The following is a 16422-nucleotide window of genomic DNA, read 5'->3' as shown; positions in this document are numbered from 1 at the left end:
CCGCATGTAAAAGGATAACCATCTTGGTAATTTATCGGTTTTAGAATTTAAACAGTACCTGATTGGTTTTATAGAACTTTTTCGAATGTTCTAACTGCCGTTTCATACCCAATGGCATAAGCCTTTTCTATACCTCTACGGTCCAAAATACCTATATTTTCCAATTCTTGAGGTTCAATAATCAAGTTACAATTATTGATTTTCTCCCTGTTGATGGCGTAAATCATGAGTCCCGTAACTCTACCTGTTAGTTGAAAGGAATTATTGAGGTGTTTTTTCTCTAATTTAGAAACTAAAGAAACGTTACTACCAATTACATATTCGACCCTACTCAAAATTGGTTCTGATGGAAAATTGTTCATTATTCCTCCATCCGCATGTAATGCTCCGTTATATTCTATAGGGCTGAATACCGGTGGTAATGCAGCCGATGCCAACAAAGGTCTAATCAACTCCCCTTTATTAATAAAAACCTCTTCCCCCTGCTCTAAATTTGTAGCTACTACATGTAGGTCTTTCTTTAAAGCTTCAAAACTATCTTCAGGAAAATATTGCTGAAACGCACTTATAAACCGTTCGGTATTTATGAGGCCAGGTTTAGCAACAGCAAAATAATTGTATTTGAACAAGGGTGTATCCTTGAAAAAATGAAGCATGTCTTCAATTGGCTTATCCGCTGAATATAATGCACCTACTAAAGCACCCACACTACTACCTGCCACAACTGTTGCTTCAAGGCCAAACTCTTGCATCGCTTTTATTACTCCTATATGCGCCATACCGCGCACTCCACCACCTGAAAGCACTAAACCTATGGACTTTGAACGTGTTTGCATCTATCTAGAATTGATTTCAAAAAAAATGCCGTGCCAATAATAATATCTGCACGGCATAAAATTAAGTATAATCAAGGACTATGAATCCAATCCGAAGGCATAATAATATTTAGTACCATCTTCGTAGATACCTTCTATCATGACTCCGCCTTTTTTACCTTCAAGAATAGACGCTACATCTTCAATATCCTTAACCCGTTTACCATCTATATGTGTGATGATAAAACCTTCTTGCATTTGGGTTTCCTTTTTAATTTTTCCAGGATATAGTTTTGTCACCTGAACACCGCCGTCTAGCCCGAATTTTTTAGCTAGTTCTTTGTTCACGTTTTCAAAATCAGCACCTAAAAGGTTAAAAACTTCATTCTCTTCCTTTTTAATGATACTCGTACCACCCTCAGAATTTTTAAGTTCAACCTCTAGCTCTTTCTCCTTACCATTTCTATTAACAATGATGGCAACTTTATCACCAGGTCTTTTACCCGCAATGATTTCTTGAAGTCTTGGTGAAGTCCCTGTTTCTTTTCCATTTACACTAACAATGATATCGCCAGATTCAATACCTGCCATATCTGCACCACTATCTTCACCTACTTGTTCTACCCAAACTCCTTTGGTAAACGCCACATCCTTCTCTTTAGCCAAATTACCATCCATTGTTCTAATAGTAACCCCCAACATACCACGTTGTACATTACCATATTTTAACAAATCTTCGACCACTTTGGTAACGATATTACTAGGTACGGCAAAACCATATCCGGTATAAGTTCCAGTTGTACTAGCAATGGCTGTATTGATTCCAACTAAATTACCATCAAGATTTACTAAGGCACCACCGCTATTACCAGGATTAATGGCAGCATCGGTCTGTATGAAACTTTCAACCGCAAACTTGTCTGTATTGATATGGATACTTCTGGCCTTAGCACTAACGATACCCGCAGTGACCGTAGAATTCAATCCTAACGGATTACCAACTGCCAACACCCATTCTCCTACTTCAACATCATCAGAATTTACCAAGGCCATTGTTTTTAGATTATCGGCTTTAATCTGCAACAGTGCTAAATCTGTTGTTGGATCTGTACCTATAACCGTTGCTTTATAAGACTGGTTATTATAAAGAGTTACTTCGACTTCATCTGCATTGGCAATAACATGATTGTTGGTCACGATATACCCTTTATCATTAATAATGACACCAGAACCAGTGCCAACCCTTGGTCGTGACTGCATATCTTCTGGAGATTGCCCTTTAAACATATCACCAAAATATTCCTTAAATGGGTCAGGTAACTCGCGGGCCCCTTGGTTTCCATAAGACGTACCATTTTGAGTGGACTTAATATGCACTACCGCATCTAAAACCTTTTCAGAAGTTTCTGTAAAATCTAATGGCTTAATATTGCCCTCATTGTCTGCAGTATAAAGTACATGACTACCGTGAACAGAATCAACAACCGTTACCCCAACAGCATCTTTTGTCGTTTGTTTATTAAATTCAATAACCCCATAACTTACTACTAGGGCAATAATGGCTGAGAAGAAGTAAATCTTCCAAGCACTTTTTGTATTTGTGTCTGATTTCATAATTAATATTTTATTAAATTCTTCTAACAGTCTAGTAGCAATAGCTGTGCCACTGCTAGTTAAGCAAATGCTAATAATTATCTAAATTTGGTTGAAATTTTAAGGATTTTTTTAGACTAACTAGTCTGCAACGTAAAAATCTCGCTAGTAAATTAGCTAAAAAGGTGCTTATGGACAGATTTAAGTGTTTGTTTATGCCTGAAATTGATGTTTAATATCACATTTTGAACCTTAAAAACCGACTGACTAGTCTAAAACTGACATTTTGACTTAAAGTAAGAAGTTTTGGATATTTGTTAAACAAAAAAAACCTTTGCAATATTTTTACGTAAGTTTATTAATGAGAAAGATAATTTAATTGAATACACTGCACACAACTGCAATTTTGGTATTTGCCAATTCCGCGAAGGAAGAATTGGCAAATAAGTCTATTCCCAATAGTGAAGAATTATTCGATAAGCTGACTCAAAACACGCTTCTAAAAGCAAAAAAAACAGGATTACCCACATTTCATTTTACAGATAAAGACCAAGTAGGTTCTAATTTTGGTGAACGATTTACCAACGCTATAGCTACTGTTTTTGAAAAAGGATTTGATAATATCATCACAATTGGTAATGACACTCCTCATTTAAAGACACAACATCTTAAAAAAACAGCGAAACAATTGGCATTAGGTAAAACCATAATTGGCCCTTCGGTTGATGGTGGATTTTACTTGCTTGGTTTACAAAAAAATAATTTTGATGTTTCGAAATTCGAAAAGTTACCATGGCAGCGGTATAGTTTATATAGCCATATTTCTACATGGTTACAGTCTGAATCTTCTGAATTAATAAAACTACCCGTTCTACAAGATGTTGATAATGAAAAAGATTTACGGTCTTTATTGTTATTTTCAAAAACCTTATCTACTTCCATACTACTTCTAATTATTGGCCTGCTAAGAGTAAAACTTGGGCTTTTTCATAAAAAATACAACTTCATAAATCTGTTGTCTAACAGATGTTTTTATAATAAAGGCTCTCCTGAGATTTCATTTGTCTATTACCCACCTTACCCAATAATAGGGTAAATGTAAAACTCAGTTCAAAAGCTATTTATGAAACACATTTTTATGGTGTTGACTATGTTTATGCTAACCATGGTCAATGCTCAAGAAACGATCACTGGTATTGTTACAGGTACGGAAGGAAATACTATTCCCTACGTTAATATCATTCTTTCGGGTACGTCAACAGGAACCATCACCAATGAAGCTGGAATATATTCTTTAAATATTCCTAACCTTTTAGGGGCTCTAGAATTTTCTGTTTTAGGATATCAAACCATGGTAGTTCCTATAAATAATAATCGGAGTATAAACATTACCCTTGAAGAATCAACCGAAGTACTTGATGAAGTCGTATTAACCGCGTTAGGACTTAAAAGAGAAACTAAAGAATTGGGTTATGTCGTTCAAAGCTTAGATGCTGAAGGCATTACCGAAGTAAAGTCAGTAAACTTTTTAGACAACCTTTCTGGTAAGTTAGCCGGAGTTACTATTAATCAAGGCGCCACAGGAGTAGGGTCCTCCTCAAAAATCACCATAAGAGGAGAAGCTTCTTTCTCTAACAACAATCCTTTATTTATTGTTGATGGTGTACCTATTAACAATAATTCGGTTTTCAATTTTACCAATGAAGCCGCTGCCGGTTTTCAAGAGATTGATTTTGGAAACGGAGCTATGGAAGTGAATCCTGATGATATTGCCGAAGTTTCAGTGCTAAAAGGACCTAGTGCTGCTGCTTTATACGGTACCAGGGCATCTAACGGTGTTATTATAATTGAAACGAAAAGCGGTAAAAACACCAAAGGATTAGGAATTAGTTACCATACCAGTTTCTTTGTCGATTCAGCTTTTAAACTTCCCGAATTTCAAAATGAATACGGACAAGGTAATGCTGGGGCGTTCGCTTTTGTCGATGGATTAGGCGGAGGAACAAATGATTTGATTACCTATAGTTGGGGCCCACGTTTAGATGTTAACAATTTAGTGCCGCAGTATGATAGTCCGGTAACATTAGCGGATGGCACCACCGTTCGTGGTGGAGATACTGCTCTTTACAGCGGAATTCCAATTTCTCCGACAGCGTTTAGGTCAAATCCTGATAACCTGAAGGATTTCTATGAAACCGGAACTACGCTAATCAACAATATTTCGATTGCATCGGGATTTGATAAGGGAAACTACCGACTTTCATTTACCGATTTACGAAGCGAGTCTATAATTCCTGGTGTGAATTTAGACCGACAGACCATTGGAACTAGATTAAATTTTCAGCCCATTGAGAAACTACGCATCAACTCATCTATCAGTTACGTAAATTCAAAAAGTGATAACCGCCCATCAAATGGATATGGTTCTGAAAACGCAAACTACTCCTTAGTTGCATGGGGTCCTCGTTCGTTAAATATTCATAATCTAAAAAACTATTGGCAGCCTGGTTTAGAAGGTGTACAACAGTATTCTTATAACTATACCTTTTTCGACAATCCATATTTCATTCTACTTGAGAACAGAAACTCGTTTAATCGAGATAGAGTGTTTGGTAATATATCGGCCAGTTATGAAATTACCGACCATATTACAGCCTCTATAAGGACTGGTATGGACTATTCAAATGAACAACGTCAATTACGCAGAGCCTATAGCTCTAATCGTTTTAGAAATGGCGGCTACGCAGAACATGATGTTTTCTTTAGAGAAGTGAACACCGACTTTTTATTAAGTTATACCAATCAATTTAATGATATTAGTGTTGACGTTTCTCTTGGCGGAAATAGATTGGACCAAAAAGCATCTACCTCACAATCACAAACTACAAGTTTGGCACAGCCAGGTATTTTTAGATTGTCCAATGCAGCATCACCAATTGAAGTATTTGAATTTGAATCGAACAAGCGAATCAATAGTTTTTATGGATTGGCGAAGTTTGGTTATAAAGATTTTCTTTTCTTAGATGTAACCGGTCGTAATGATTGGTCTAGTGCTCTTGCTACTCCTTTTTCAGTGGACAATACCTCATTCTTTTATCCATCGGTATCCAGCAGTTTTATCCTATCGGAAGTTATTGATTTACCAAAGACCATATCCTTTGCAAAACTAAGAGCAAGTTGGGCGCAGGTTGGTAATGATACAAATTCGTATCAAACTACAAGTGCTTTTATAGCACAAACACCATTTAACGGTCAACCTACATTTAGTAATTCAGACATAATAGCAAATCCTGATTTACAGCCAGAACGTACCTCATCATTTGAAGTAGGTGCAGATATTCGGTTATTCGGTGATCAATTACGTTTTGATGTATCGTATTATAATGCGTTGACCAAAGACCAGATAATTTCATTACCGATAGGTATCTCATCTGGTTACATACAACAAGTAGTAAATGGTGGGGAAGTTCGCTCTAAAGGTTTAGAAGTGATATTAGGCGTTTCACCTGTTATTAGTCAAAATCTAAAATGGAACAGCACTTTGAATTTTAGCACTAATCGCTCTACAGTAGAAAGCTTACCACAAGAAGATGGCCGATTAACATTGGCATATTCGAGAATTTACGACAGTCAAAACCAAACGGTATTTTTTCAAGTTGAAGAAGGTGGCCGCGTTGGTGATTTATATGGCACTGGCTATCTTAAAAACGAAAATGGCGATTTTATCTTAACGGATACGGGTAGTTATATTCCCGACAATGACCTTCAGAAATTGGGTAATTACAATCCAGATTTTATGCTGGGTTTCAATAACCAATTCAATTACAAAAATTGGAATTTAGGCTTCCTTTTCGATTGGCGACAAGGTGGTATAATTGTTTCGAGAACTAAAGCATTAGGTAATGTTGGTGGTCAATTGGCAGAAACCGCTTTTAGACCAGAAACTGGTATTGTACCCGAAGGTGTTGTAAATACAGGTACAGAAGCAAATCCTGTGTACACTCCCAATACAGTTGCTGTTTCGGCAGAAAGTTATTACCGTCAGTTTTATGATAGAAACCACGAAGAAAACAATACATATGATGCTTCTTTTCTAAAACTGCGTCAATTATCTATTGGCTATACATTCGATAACCTCAGCATATTCAAACAAGATGCTACGTTAAATTTATCCTTAATAGGTAAAAATCTATTTGCTATTACTGAAAATCCGCATTTCGACCCAGAGCAATTAGCAGTTCAAGGTAATGGCTTTATTAGCGGAGTTGAAGACATGTCGTATGCTACGACAAGAAATATAGGGTTTAAAGCCGGATTTAATTTTTAAGAAGAACACCATGAAACATATATATAGCATATTAATCGTATTGTTCTTCATTAGCTGTACGAATGATTTCGAAGAAATAAATACAAACTCAAATGCACCTGTTAACGTGCAACCTAGCCTATTGCTTAGACAGGTCATTTACGACTATGGCGAACAAATGTCATATGAAGGTTTTACCGCTGGTAATTTATTAGGACAATACAGTACCGCGCTAGATTTTAACCTATTCGATAGACATAACTTGAAATCTCCGCAATTAGGGGGAAATCCATGGCCAATTTTCTATCAAAATCTTCGGGACAATGAAATTATATTAAATCTCTCTCAAGAGAATACAGCGTTTACGGTGTATGAAGGTCCCGCACGAATAATGAAAGCCTATATGGCTGCAGGTTTAACTGATTTATTCGGAGATGTACCCTATTCAGAAGCCTTTAAAGGAGATATTGCTACCGTAACACCTGTTTATGATACCCAAGAATCCATTTATATGGATGCTGGTGGAATACTAGATAATCTTGACCAAGGAATTGCCGCAATGGAAAATTACTCAGGTACTATTTCGTTAAAAGGCGATATTTTATTTAATGGAGATTTAGCAGGTTGGATACGTTTTGCAAATTCACTGAAAATAAAATACCTCATGCGTATTTCAACAAAAGTCGATGTTACTGCTCAATTACAGGCTATTGTATCCGAAGGAAATTTTATAAATGAAAATTCGGAAAATGCCATTTTCAATTTTACGGATGGAGAACCCAATAACTTTAGGCTTGCCAGACTTCGAATAGGAGATTTTAATAATTATGTTTTGTCTGAAACGATGGATGAAATACTAACAGGATTAAATGACCCACGTATTGGCAGACTTTACCGCTCTTTCGGTAATAGTACAGATGCTGGTTTTAATGGTTTATTAAATGGTATAGATGCATCTGCAGGAGTTTCTTTAGCAGACTATTCATTGCTCGGTACAATTTTCAGGGAAAATACGGGACTTTTAGACGCTAATTTCATGACCAGTATGGAAACTCATTTTTTATTGGCTGAAGCAGCTCAAAAAGGGTTTATTACAGCTGATACTGAAATGTTATATAACACCGGTGTAACACAGGCATTCGCCTATTGGCAAGTAGAATTACCTGTGGATTATTTAAATACTGAAGGAGCTTTAGCCAACGGTAATCCATTAGAAAATATTATTACTCAAAAATGGATTGCCAATACGATTAATGGTTATGAAGGTTGGGTGGAATATAGAAGAACCGGCTTTCCACAACTGAAAACAATCTCGGCTAGTTTAAATGATAATTTAATTCCTGTTCGCATGCCTTATCCGGCGGAAGAAGAAGCGCTGAATAGTATCAATTATGCAGCTGCGGCAAGCAAAACTGATGGAAACAGTATTAATGTTAATGTTTGGTGGGATGAATAGTTTGGAGTTTGGAGTTTGGAGTTTGGAGAAAAACAAAATATTAAATGACTGAAGTAAAAATTTGGCAATGGAGTTTAATTATAGCATCAAGTTTGGTGCTGTTCTTACTTTCCCCATGGGCAAAAGACACGAATCAGTTTTTTAAGGCAGTTCAAAAAAAGAAACTACCCAATACGTTTATGCTCATGGGTAGTTTAATAATCTCATGGATATTCGCCAAGAGTATTACGAACGCCGCTAATTTAGGTTTAGATTTTGGTATTGTTGGCGGAGTTGCTTATGCGGGTTATTACCTATCCTTCGCTGTAGCTGGCTTGGTTATTTATAGAATGCGATTACACGGAAAGTACACAAGCATACACCATTTTCTATCCAGTAAATTCGGAAAATCTGCTGTCACCGTATTTTCTATTTTGATTGCCATTCGTTTATTTAATGAAGTATGGAGTAACACTATGGTCATTGGTTCCTATTTTGGTCCAGCAGGTACATCGTCATATTATTGGTCCATTTTAGTGTTTACAGGGCTGACCCTTGCTTATGTATTAAAAGGAGGCATGAGTAGTTCTATTTTTACCGATGTTATCCAAATGGGGCTTTTCACTATTCTTTTGGCGGTAATATTGTTCACTATTTTCGGAAAAACAACATCAACAACTGTTACAGAAATAGCTAATTCCGGAGTCTGGTCGTTCGAAACAGGATTAAATTTATTGCTTGCCGCATTATTACAATCCTTCAGTTATCCATTTCATGATCCGGTTTTAACTGATCGTGGATTTATTAGCAGCCCGAAAGTAACATTGAAAAGTTTTCTATGGGCTAGTATTCTAGGAGCGATATGTATTATCCTGTTTAGCGTCATTGGTGTCTATGCGCAATCGCAAGGTATGCAAGGTCAGGCTGCTGTAGAAGTGGGTAAAGCATTCGGTGTTGTAATTTTATTGGTTATCAATTTCATAATGATAACCTCGGCGGCATCTACACTAGATTCTACCTTTTCATCCTTTTCAAAACTAGTGGCTATTGACTTAAAATTCGGAACGTCACTTAAGTTTGGCAGATCGTCAATGGTGGTGATTGCAATTTTAGGTACTATACCTGTATTCTTAAATGCAGAAATACTGTCGGCCACAACTATTAGTGGCACTATGGTTATTGGCTTGACTCCCGTTTTTCTTTTTTGGAGAGGAAAAGCTCCTAAAATAAGTTTTCATTTAAGTGTGTTTAGTGGAATATTCTTTGGTTTTCTTTTGATTTTCAATTGGTTTCCTGAAGCACTTATTTTTACAACTGGAAAGTATGCCGATTTACTTTGGATTAATTTTTGGGGCATTATTTGTTGCCTACTTGTATATATAATACCAACATGGATAAAGAAATAAAACATATTGGCACTAAAACTGGAAAGCTGTTGCTTTTTGGCGGTGTATATAGCAATCTACAGGCGTTAGAAAAATTGATTTCTATCGCTAATGAAGATGGTGTTGCTGCAGAGAATTGTATTTGCACTGGCGATATTACAGGCTATTGTGCCCAACCAGAAGAAACAGTTCAATTATTCCAAAAATGGGGTGCGCTGAGTATTGCAGGTAATGTTGAGTTACAATTGGCAAATGATAGTGAAGATTGTGGTTGCGATTTTAAGAGTGGAAGCCGCTGTGATGATTTTTCGAAAATGTGGTTTCCGTACACTAAAGGTCATCTATCTCAACAGTCTTTAGACTGGATGAATAAAATACCAGAGTATATCAGTTTTGATTATGGGAACAAAAAAATTACGGTAGTTCACGGTAACTACGGTAATACCTCTGAGTTCGTGTTTGCCTCAAATGCAGATGCTAGTAAGCAAAATGCATTTATAGAGACCAATAGCGATATTATTGTTGCGGGTCATTGCGGCTTACCCTTTCATCAGTCCATTAAAGGTAATCTATGGCTGAATCCTGGTGTTATAGGTATGCCGGCAAATGATGGCACAACCAGAGTTTGGTATATGATTCTGGACATTGTTGATGGTGAAGTAACCTATACTCATCAATCCTTTGAATATGACGCAGAAACCGCACAAAAATTAATGTACAAGAACCATTTGCCCGAAGCATACGGAGACACACTTACTTCAGGCATTTGGGACAACATGGAAATACTCCCCGAAGTGGAAAAAATGGGGCAAGGAATCCCGATATATTTTAATCAAAAGCAAAAAAATACAACACAAACTAAAACTCAGAAAAAAATGGCAGATACATATTACGATCCAGCAGATTTAAGAAAATTTGGAAAAATAACAGAATGGAGTGAAGAACTAGGAACTAAATTTTTCGACTATTATAGTAAGGTTTTCGAAGAAGGCGCACTAAGTGTAAGAGAGAAGTCTCTAATTGCTTTAGCAGTATCCCATGTTGTTAAATGTCCTTATTGTATTGATTCCTATACCAAAGACGGATTACAAAAAGGAATTACGAAGGAAGAAATGATGGAAGCAGTTCATGTTGGTGCTGCAATTGAAAGCGGTGCAACCTTGGTACATGGCGTACAGATGATGAATAAATACGATAAATTATCAATGTAGTATACAGCGTTGGGTAACAGTTGGCAGTTATAAAATTCTGGCACTGAATACTGAATACTGAATACTGAATACTGAATAAAATGGCTACAAAATCATTAAAAGCAAAAGGAAACGATTTAGCAATTTCCAACAAGCAACTTGAAATACTGAACGGCGGAATTTTTGCTGATGGCGAGTTGCCTTATTTCAAGGATAAGATTGCTCAAATAGGGCATTTTCCACTGCGACCTAAAAAATTGGAAATTCTACAAATTAATGTAGGCTATATGTGCAATCAAGTTTGTGAGCATTGCCATGTAGATGCAGGTCCAGATCGTAAAGAAATAATGACTCGCGAGACCATGATCCAGTGTTTGGAAGTCATTAAAAATACAGGAGCCCATACCTTAGATTTAACTGGTGGTGCGCCAGAAATGAATCCTGATTTTAGATGGTTTGTTGAAGAGGCGGCAAAAGCAGGAATAAAGGATTTTATTGTCCGTTCGAATTTGACCATCATCCGCGCAAATAAAAAGTACTACGACTTGCCAGATTTCTTTAAGAAACACAATGTACATGTAATTTCTTCTATGCCTCATTATACACGAGGCAAAACGGATAAGCAACGAGGTGATGGAGTTTTTGATAAATCGATAAAGGCACTTCAAGAACTAAATGAAAGAGGTTACGGTATGCCCGGCAGTGAATTAAAACTAGACTTGGTGTATAATCCTTCTGGTGCTTATTTACCAGGAGATCAAGTAGCAATGGAAAAAGATTTCAAAAAAGCGCTTAAAGAAGATTTTGATATTCAATTTCATAGCCTATTCGCTATTACAAACCTGCCTATAGCCCGTTTTCTAGATTATTTGATAGCCTCAGAAAATTATGAGGATTATATGTATGCTTTAGTGGAAGCTTACAATCCGGCAGCAGTAGCAAATGTAATGTGTACCAATACCATTTCAATAAGTTGGGATGGCTGGCTATATGACTGCGACTTTAATCAAATGTTAGATTTAAAAGTTGCTAGCAAGGTTAAACATATTAAAGATTACAACGAAGATTTATTGAACGATAGAAATATAATAATATCACAACATTGTTATGGTTGTACGGCAGGCGCTGGTAGCAGCTGTCAAGGAACTGTAGCATAAAAATATAGACATATGAGTTATTTAGACGCTACAAATAATCTTTACAAAGAAGCAGCTCTTACACCAGATGTAGGTTTGTGTTGTACCACAAATCCTATTTGGGAATTACCCGGTTTAAAGATTCCTAAAATAATGCAAGAAATGAACTATGGCTGTGGAAGCACGGTTCATGCAAGAGATCTTTCTAACAACCCGAAAATGTTATATGTAGGTGTTGGTGGAGGAATGGAATTATTACAATTCTCCTATTTTAATCGTCAAAAAGGTGGTGTAGTTGGCGTTGATGTGGTAGATGAAATGCTTGAGGCTAGTAGAAAAAACTTTAAAGTTGCTGAAGAAGAAAACGACTGGTTCAAATCAGATTATGTCGATTTAAAGAAAGGTGACGCCCTTAATCTGCCTGTAAAGGACAATACAATCGATGTAGCAGCTCAAAACTGTCTATTCAATATATTCAAGGCCAAAGATTTAAAACGCGCTATTGAAGAGATGTATAGGGTTTTGAAGCCTCATGGAAAATTAGTCATGAGCGATCCAACTTGTGAACAACAAATGAACGAGGCATTACGAAGTGATGATAGGTTAAGAGCTCTTTGTTTAAGCGGAAGTATTCCTATAAAAGATTATATAAAGGCATTAACCGATGTAGGTTTTGGAACCATAGAAATTAGAGCTAGAAAACCTTACAGAATACTAGCTCCAAATGCGTATCCAACAGATGAATTAATCTACATTGAATCTATTGAAGTTGCCGCTATAAAAGACCCTATGCCAGAAGACGGACCATGTGTGTTTACGGGTAAAGCAGCCATTTATTATGGTACTGAAGATTATTTTGACGATAAGAAAGGTCATATATTATTAAAAAACCAGCCTTTGGCTATTTGTGATAAAACCGCAGGAGCACTTGCTTCCTTAGATAGAGAAGATGTGTTTATAAGTGAATCTACTTTCCATTATGATGGAGGTGGGTGCTGTTAAATTCAATATCCTAATTTGAATATATTATAAACCGTTCGCTGTACGACCTCGAGCGGTTTTTAGTATTACAAAATTTACGCTTTTACGCGCTAATCACCTCTTTTTCAGCACACTTAAACAGACCGCCTAGTCTGTTGACTCTTGTTTAAAGCTTGCCTTATGACGGTAAATTGTACGTTCAACGAAAATTAAGACACCTTCATCTATAAAAACTAAAGCTTTTTACAATAAGGAAGTTCTTTATATAGACCAGTTGGTCTGATTTACCCAAATCTATATATTATGAACAAAAGTCTAAAACGCATGGCCACCATGCAACGAATGCAAACAACAGGGCTAGAATTATTCTATGCTAAAGGATATTATAATACAAGTGTAGATGATATTCTTAAAAAATTAGAATTGTCAAAAGGAGCATTCTATTACCATTTTGATTCTAAAGAAGATTTTTTTGTGCAAATAATTCAAAACCTACTTGCTCGTAAAGTATATAGTAGTTTAATAGAACCTATTGAAGGGCACGAAAATCCATTAACCTTAATAACTAACTGTTTTGATGAAGCTATGGAAACTGCCGTTCATAATGAAATGGATTTTGGTTGTATTCTGAGTAACTTTCTTACCGAATTCAATGGTAAGAACGAGGTAATCATGTACCACTTAAATGAAATTGTTACCGTTTGGGAAGTTAATCTGATTTCTGCATTACAAAAAGGAAAATTTAATGGTTACTTAGACCGTCATGTAGATTGTGAAGCAGTGGCAACATTTTTAATGAGTTCTTATTTCGGAGTACGAATTTTAATGACGGGATTATCACCAAGTGCAAAAAAATATAGATTCATGACACAATTACGTCAATATTTCAAAAGTATTGAGGCAAAACCAATAACAGTTTAAAATAATTTATGTTAAACATTATTGTTAATTACCTCGATGATTTTTTGAACAACCTTAGTAGGTTGAATGGTACTCATCACATTTTCATAACCCGCTGGGAACTTGTTCCCGTAGATAGAAGTAGGAATCAACGGATATTGAACTCTATCCGCTAATAACGCATTGTCCTTTGACTGTCCGAAAGGGGAAAATCCGGCATAAGGATGGGTTACTCCCCATAATGTAACTGTTGGCACACCAAACATTGCTGCTAGATGAGCGTTTCCACTATCCATTGCCAACATAAGTCTAAGGTTTGAAATTAAACTTAATTCGGCTGAAAACGAAAGTTTACCAGCTGCACTAAATACATTATTGAACTGATTATCCCAAGTACTAAGAATTTCGACTTCTTGCTGGCCACCTCCAAATAATATAATCTTATATTTATTAGTATTATTTAATTCATTAACAACTTCTTTCATTAAATTTAAAGGATACATTTTTCCCTTAAACGCTGCAAATGGGGCGATTCCCACAAGTAACTGTTCTTGATTATCTTTTAAATGAACGAAGTCTTTTGGTAATGATTTTTTAGACAATACAACCATTTCATTAACAGAAATTGTATACCCAAGCTTCTCAAAAACTTCTGAATAACGCTTGAAAGTGGATTTTAATGGTTCTAATTTTACTCTTTTAGGGTCTATTAGCTTTTTCTTTTCATCCCTCCCTTTATCTATTTGAATAAATGGAATCGCCCTAAGTTTAAAAAACTTTTTTAATATGCTACTACGTAATACATGGTGAAGATCAGCGACCATATGAATTTGAAGATTTGCCAACTCTTTGTATAATTTCCAAAGTCCCAATATTCCCTTATGCTTTCCTTTTACGTCAGCATTAAAAACTGATACATTGGGTATATCAGAAAAAATAGGCCCCATAAAAGTTTTGGTTAGAACGGTAATCTTAACCGATGGATATTTTTTACATATACCTAAAATAACAGGGACAGTCATAGCAACATCTCCCATAGCAGAAAGGCGTATGACCAAAATATGTACAGGGTTATTATTTGCCACGTAAGATGGGGTTTAGTTCCTCATCATTATACATTTTCATCTGCTTATATACCTTCATGTATTTATTGCCATTCTCAATATCTACCAATAATTGGTCAATAGCTAAGGATAAATCCTTCTTTTGTTCTAAAAGTATATTCAACTTAGTTTGACACTTTTGCTTATGTTCATTAGAAGCATCTGAACGGTGAGTTTCTTCGTTCATATGATATATTTTTAATGCCAAAATTGACAAGCGATCTATAGCCCAAGCAGGGCTTTCGGTATTTATAGTTGCCGTAGGCGTAACATCTACCGATTGGTATTTATTTAAAAAGTAACCATCTATAAATTCAACCAAATCAGTTCTGTCTTGGTTGCTCACATCAATTCTACGTTTTAAGACAAGAGCATCTTGTGGATCAATCTCAGGGTTTCGAATAATATCCTCGTAATGCCATTGAACAGTATCTATCCAGTTCTTTCGATAAAGAAGATGTTCAATTTGATCTTTAGAATATGGGTTCTCAAAAATCTGATACACATCATCTTTAATGTGATATTTTTCGATACTATTATTAAAAATTGAAAACGCAAATTCGCTAAACATATGAACTTTTTTACAAAGATATAATTTATAGTTTTAAACTATAATTTGGTTGCAAGAACTAAAATGGGAACCAAAATACTAGCAATTAATATTATTTCTAAAAATTTCGGCTTTTTAATGGATTCCAAATAATTGATAATGAAAATTACTGATGGGAAAAAAGTAATCATAATAGCATTTGTATTTTCTGATGTAACCAAAAAATTAACAACTATGCCAATTATAAACGACAGTGCGATTAATCGCATAACTATCACTTTACCCATACCGGCTTTGCCTAAATGTATAAATGTAGTCAAGGCAAGCACCAAATTAAAAAGTGCATATAATGATAGTTTAAGACTAGACCACCACTTAATCGGAAAAATAGCATCATAATTAATAGCAAAATCATAATGGGTTTTCATAAATGAAGTTTCATCTAATAAAACCAAAACACCGTATAAAATCATATAAAAAACAAATCCTACTGAGAGTAATACCAGCCAATTTCTTATGTTTTTAGGGTCATAAATATAAATTGCAGCGAATACCAATAGAAGATACAATATGGCCCATTCATAAAAAATGCTTGATATACATATCCAAAGACCTGCATCGAAAATTTTTAGCTTAATATTTTTTAGAGATTTTATACTCAATAATCGCCTCATAGAAAGCAAAAGAAAAAAACTTGTGAAAACAGCATTACTATCTCCTAACGTTTCAGGGAAAACCACAAAAAGTAACGTAAAGAAGAGGATTGCAAAAGAATTTGAGCCGGTCAATTTATTTCTTTTCACTATAAAATCTACCACAAAAACACTGAACAAAAGAATACTAACTACCATAACGGATGGCGCAATTTCAATGTCAGAAAAGGTATAGTCTAAAAGGTAAAACTGGACAGACCAATAAAAAAGAAACAAAAAAACGAGTACAATAATGAAATTGATCGGTTTTGTTTTCTCAAAAATGCTTGAAATCATCTAAGCTTTTTATATTTTTGTCAGTAAATATAGTAATAA

General features: G+C 35.5%; 13 protein-coding genes and 1 pseudogene. 9 read left to right on the top strand and 5 right to left on the bottom strand.

Annotated elements, in window-relative coordinates:
• Nucleotides 1–68: 68 nt before the first annotated feature.
• Nucleotides 69–836 (bottom strand): patatin-like phospholipase family protein, encoded by a 768-nt coding sequence (locus B5X55_RS09090; RefSeq protein WP_079512313.1) that lies wholly within the window; start codon nt 834–836, stop codon nt 69–71.
• 78 nt (nt 837–914) lie between these two features.
• Complete coding sequence (locus B5X55_RS09085) at nt 915–2429, bottom strand: Do family serine endopeptidase (RefSeq protein ID WP_079512312.1); 1515 nt, start codon at nt 2427–2429, stop codon at nt 915–917.
• Nucleotides 2430–2787: 358 nt separating this feature from the next.
• Between B5X55_RS09085 and B5X55_RS09080 the strand changes: the two genes are divergently transcribed.
• From B5X55_RS09080 to B5X55_RS09040, 9 genes and pseudogenes are all read left to right on the top strand, one after another.
• A complete protein-coding gene (locus tag B5X55_RS09080) occupies nt 2788–3504 on the top strand; it encodes a TIGR04282 family arsenosugar biosynthesis glycosyltransferase (RefSeq protein WP_079512311.1) in 717 nt (238 codons plus the stop codon).
• Between the two features lie 27 nt (nt 3505–3531).
• Nucleotides 3532–6735, top strand: coding sequence for a SusC/RagA family TonB-linked outer membrane protein (locus B5X55_RS09075; RefSeq protein WP_079512310.1), 3204 nt, complete (start codon nt 3532–3534; stop codon nt 6733–6735).
• A 10-nt stretch (nt 6736–6745) separates the two neighbouring features.
• Complete coding sequence (locus B5X55_RS09070) at nt 6746–8170, top strand: SusD/RagB family nutrient-binding outer membrane lipoprotein (protein ID WP_079512309.1); 1425 nt, start codon at nt 6746–6748, stop codon at nt 8168–8170.
• A gap of 44 nt (nt 8171–8214) precedes the next feature.
• Entirely contained in the window at nt 8215–9555 is a 1341-nt protein-coding gene (locus tag B5X55_RS09065) for an SLC5/6 family protein (protein WP_079512308.1), read from the top strand.
• A pseudogene (locus B5X55_RS09060) lies at nt 9540–10172 on the top strand (metallophosphoesterase family protein); the annotation flags it as partial. The gene B5X55_RS09065 and the pseudogene B5X55_RS09060, both read left to right, overlap by 16 nt.
• Nucleotides 10173–10409: 237 nt before the next feature.
• Complete coding sequence (locus tag B5X55_RS09055; RefSeq protein ID WP_079512516.1) at nt 10410–10745, top strand: arsenosugar biosynthesis-associated peroxidase-like protein; 336 nt, start codon at nt 10410–10412, stop codon at nt 10743–10745.
• Nucleotides 10746–10825: 80 nt separating this feature from the next.
• A complete protein-coding gene (gene arsS, locus B5X55_RS09050; protein WP_079512307.1) occupies nt 10826–11881 on the top strand; it encodes an arsenosugar biosynthesis radical SAM (seleno)protein ArsS in 1056 nt (351 codons plus the stop codon).
• Nucleotides 11882–11893: 12 nt separating this feature from the next.
• A complete protein-coding gene (gene arsM / locus B5X55_RS09045; protein WP_079512306.1) occupies nt 11894–12862 on the top strand; it encodes an arsenosugar biosynthesis arsenite methyltransferase ArsM in 969 nt (322 codons plus the stop codon).
• Between the two features lie 282 nt (nt 12863–13144).
• Nucleotides 13145–13762, top strand: coding sequence for a TetR/AcrR family transcriptional regulator (locus B5X55_RS09040; protein ID WP_079512305.1), 618 nt, complete (start codon nt 13145–13147; stop codon nt 13760–13762).
• 11 nt (nt 13763–13773) lie between these two features.
• On the opposite strand, the gene B5X55_RS09035 is transcribed toward B5X55_RS09040, so the two are convergent.
• The 3 genes from B5X55_RS09035 to B5X55_RS09025 are packed head-to-tail and all read right to left on the bottom strand — an operon-like array spanning nt 13774 to nt 16383.
• Entirely contained in the window at nt 13774–14826 is a 1053-nt protein-coding gene (locus B5X55_RS09035) for a glycosyltransferase family 9 protein (RefSeq protein ID WP_317042701.1), read from the bottom strand.
• Entirely contained in the window at nt 14816–15415 is a 600-nt protein-coding gene (locus B5X55_RS09030; RefSeq protein ID WP_079512303.1) for a DUF4254 domain-containing protein, read from the bottom strand. The genes B5X55_RS09035 and B5X55_RS09030 overlap by 11 nt, the downstream gene beginning before the upstream one ends.
• Nucleotides 15416–15453: 38 nt before the next feature.
• Nucleotides 15454–16383 carry a DUF6427 family protein gene (locus B5X55_RS09025; protein ID WP_079512302.1) on the bottom strand — a complete coding sequence of 310 codons (930 nt, stop codon included), beginning with the start codon at nt 16381–16383 and terminating at the stop codon, nt 15454–15456.
• Between the last annotated feature and the right edge of the window lie 39 nt (nt 16384–16422).

The sequence above is a fragment of the Maribacter arcticus genome (assembly GCF_900167935.1).
Lineage (GTDB): Bacteria > Bacteroidota > Bacteroidia > Flavobacteriales > Flavobacteriaceae > Maribacter > Maribacter arcticus.
The sequence above is the reverse complement of the archived record's forward strand: the minus strand, read 5'-3'. Positions and strand labels throughout refer to the sequence as shown.

Excerpts from the sequence above, each read along its gene's own strand:
- B5X55_RS09070 (WP_079512309.1), top strand. The coding sequence starts at position 6,746 with ATGAAACATATATATAGCATATTAATCGTATTGTTCTTCATTAGCTGT.
- B5X55_RS09025 (WP_079512302.1), bottom strand. The coding sequence starts at position 16,383 with ATGATTTCAAGCATTTTTGAGAAAACAAAACCGATCAATTTCATTATT.
- B5X55_RS09085 (WP_079512312.1), bottom strand. The coding sequence starts at position 2,429 with ATGAAATCAGACACAAATACAAAAAGTGCTTGGAAGATTTACTTCTTC.
- B5X55_RS09090 (WP_079512313.1), bottom strand. The coding sequence starts at position 836 with ATGCAAACACGTTCAAAGTCCATAGGTTTAGTGCTTTCAGGTGGTGGA.
- arsM (WP_079512306.1), top strand. The coding sequence starts at position 11,894 with ATGAGTTATTTAGACGCTACAAATAATCTTTACAAAGAAGCAGCTCTT.
- B5X55_RS09075 (WP_079512310.1), top strand. The coding sequence starts at position 3,532 with ATGAAACACATTTTTATGGTGTTGACTATGTTTATGCTAACCATGGTC.
- B5X55_RS09030 (WP_079512303.1), bottom strand. The coding sequence starts at position 15,415 with ATGTTTAGCGAATTTGCGTTTTCAATTTTTAATAATAGTATCGAAAAA.
- B5X55_RS09055 (WP_079512516.1), top strand. The coding sequence starts at position 10,410 with ATGGCAGATACATATTACGATCCAGCAGATTTAAGAAAATTTGGAAAA.
- B5X55_RS09040 (WP_079512305.1), top strand. The coding sequence starts at position 13,145 with ATGAACAAAAGTCTAAAACGCATGGCCACCATGCAACGAATGCAAACA.
- B5X55_RS09065 (WP_079512308.1), top strand. The coding sequence starts at position 8,215 with ATGACTGAAGTAAAAATTTGGCAATGGAGTTTAATTATAGCATCAAGT.
- arsS (WP_079512307.1), top strand. The coding sequence starts at position 10,826 with ATGGCTACAAAATCATTAAAAGCAAAAGGAAACGATTTAGCAATTTCC.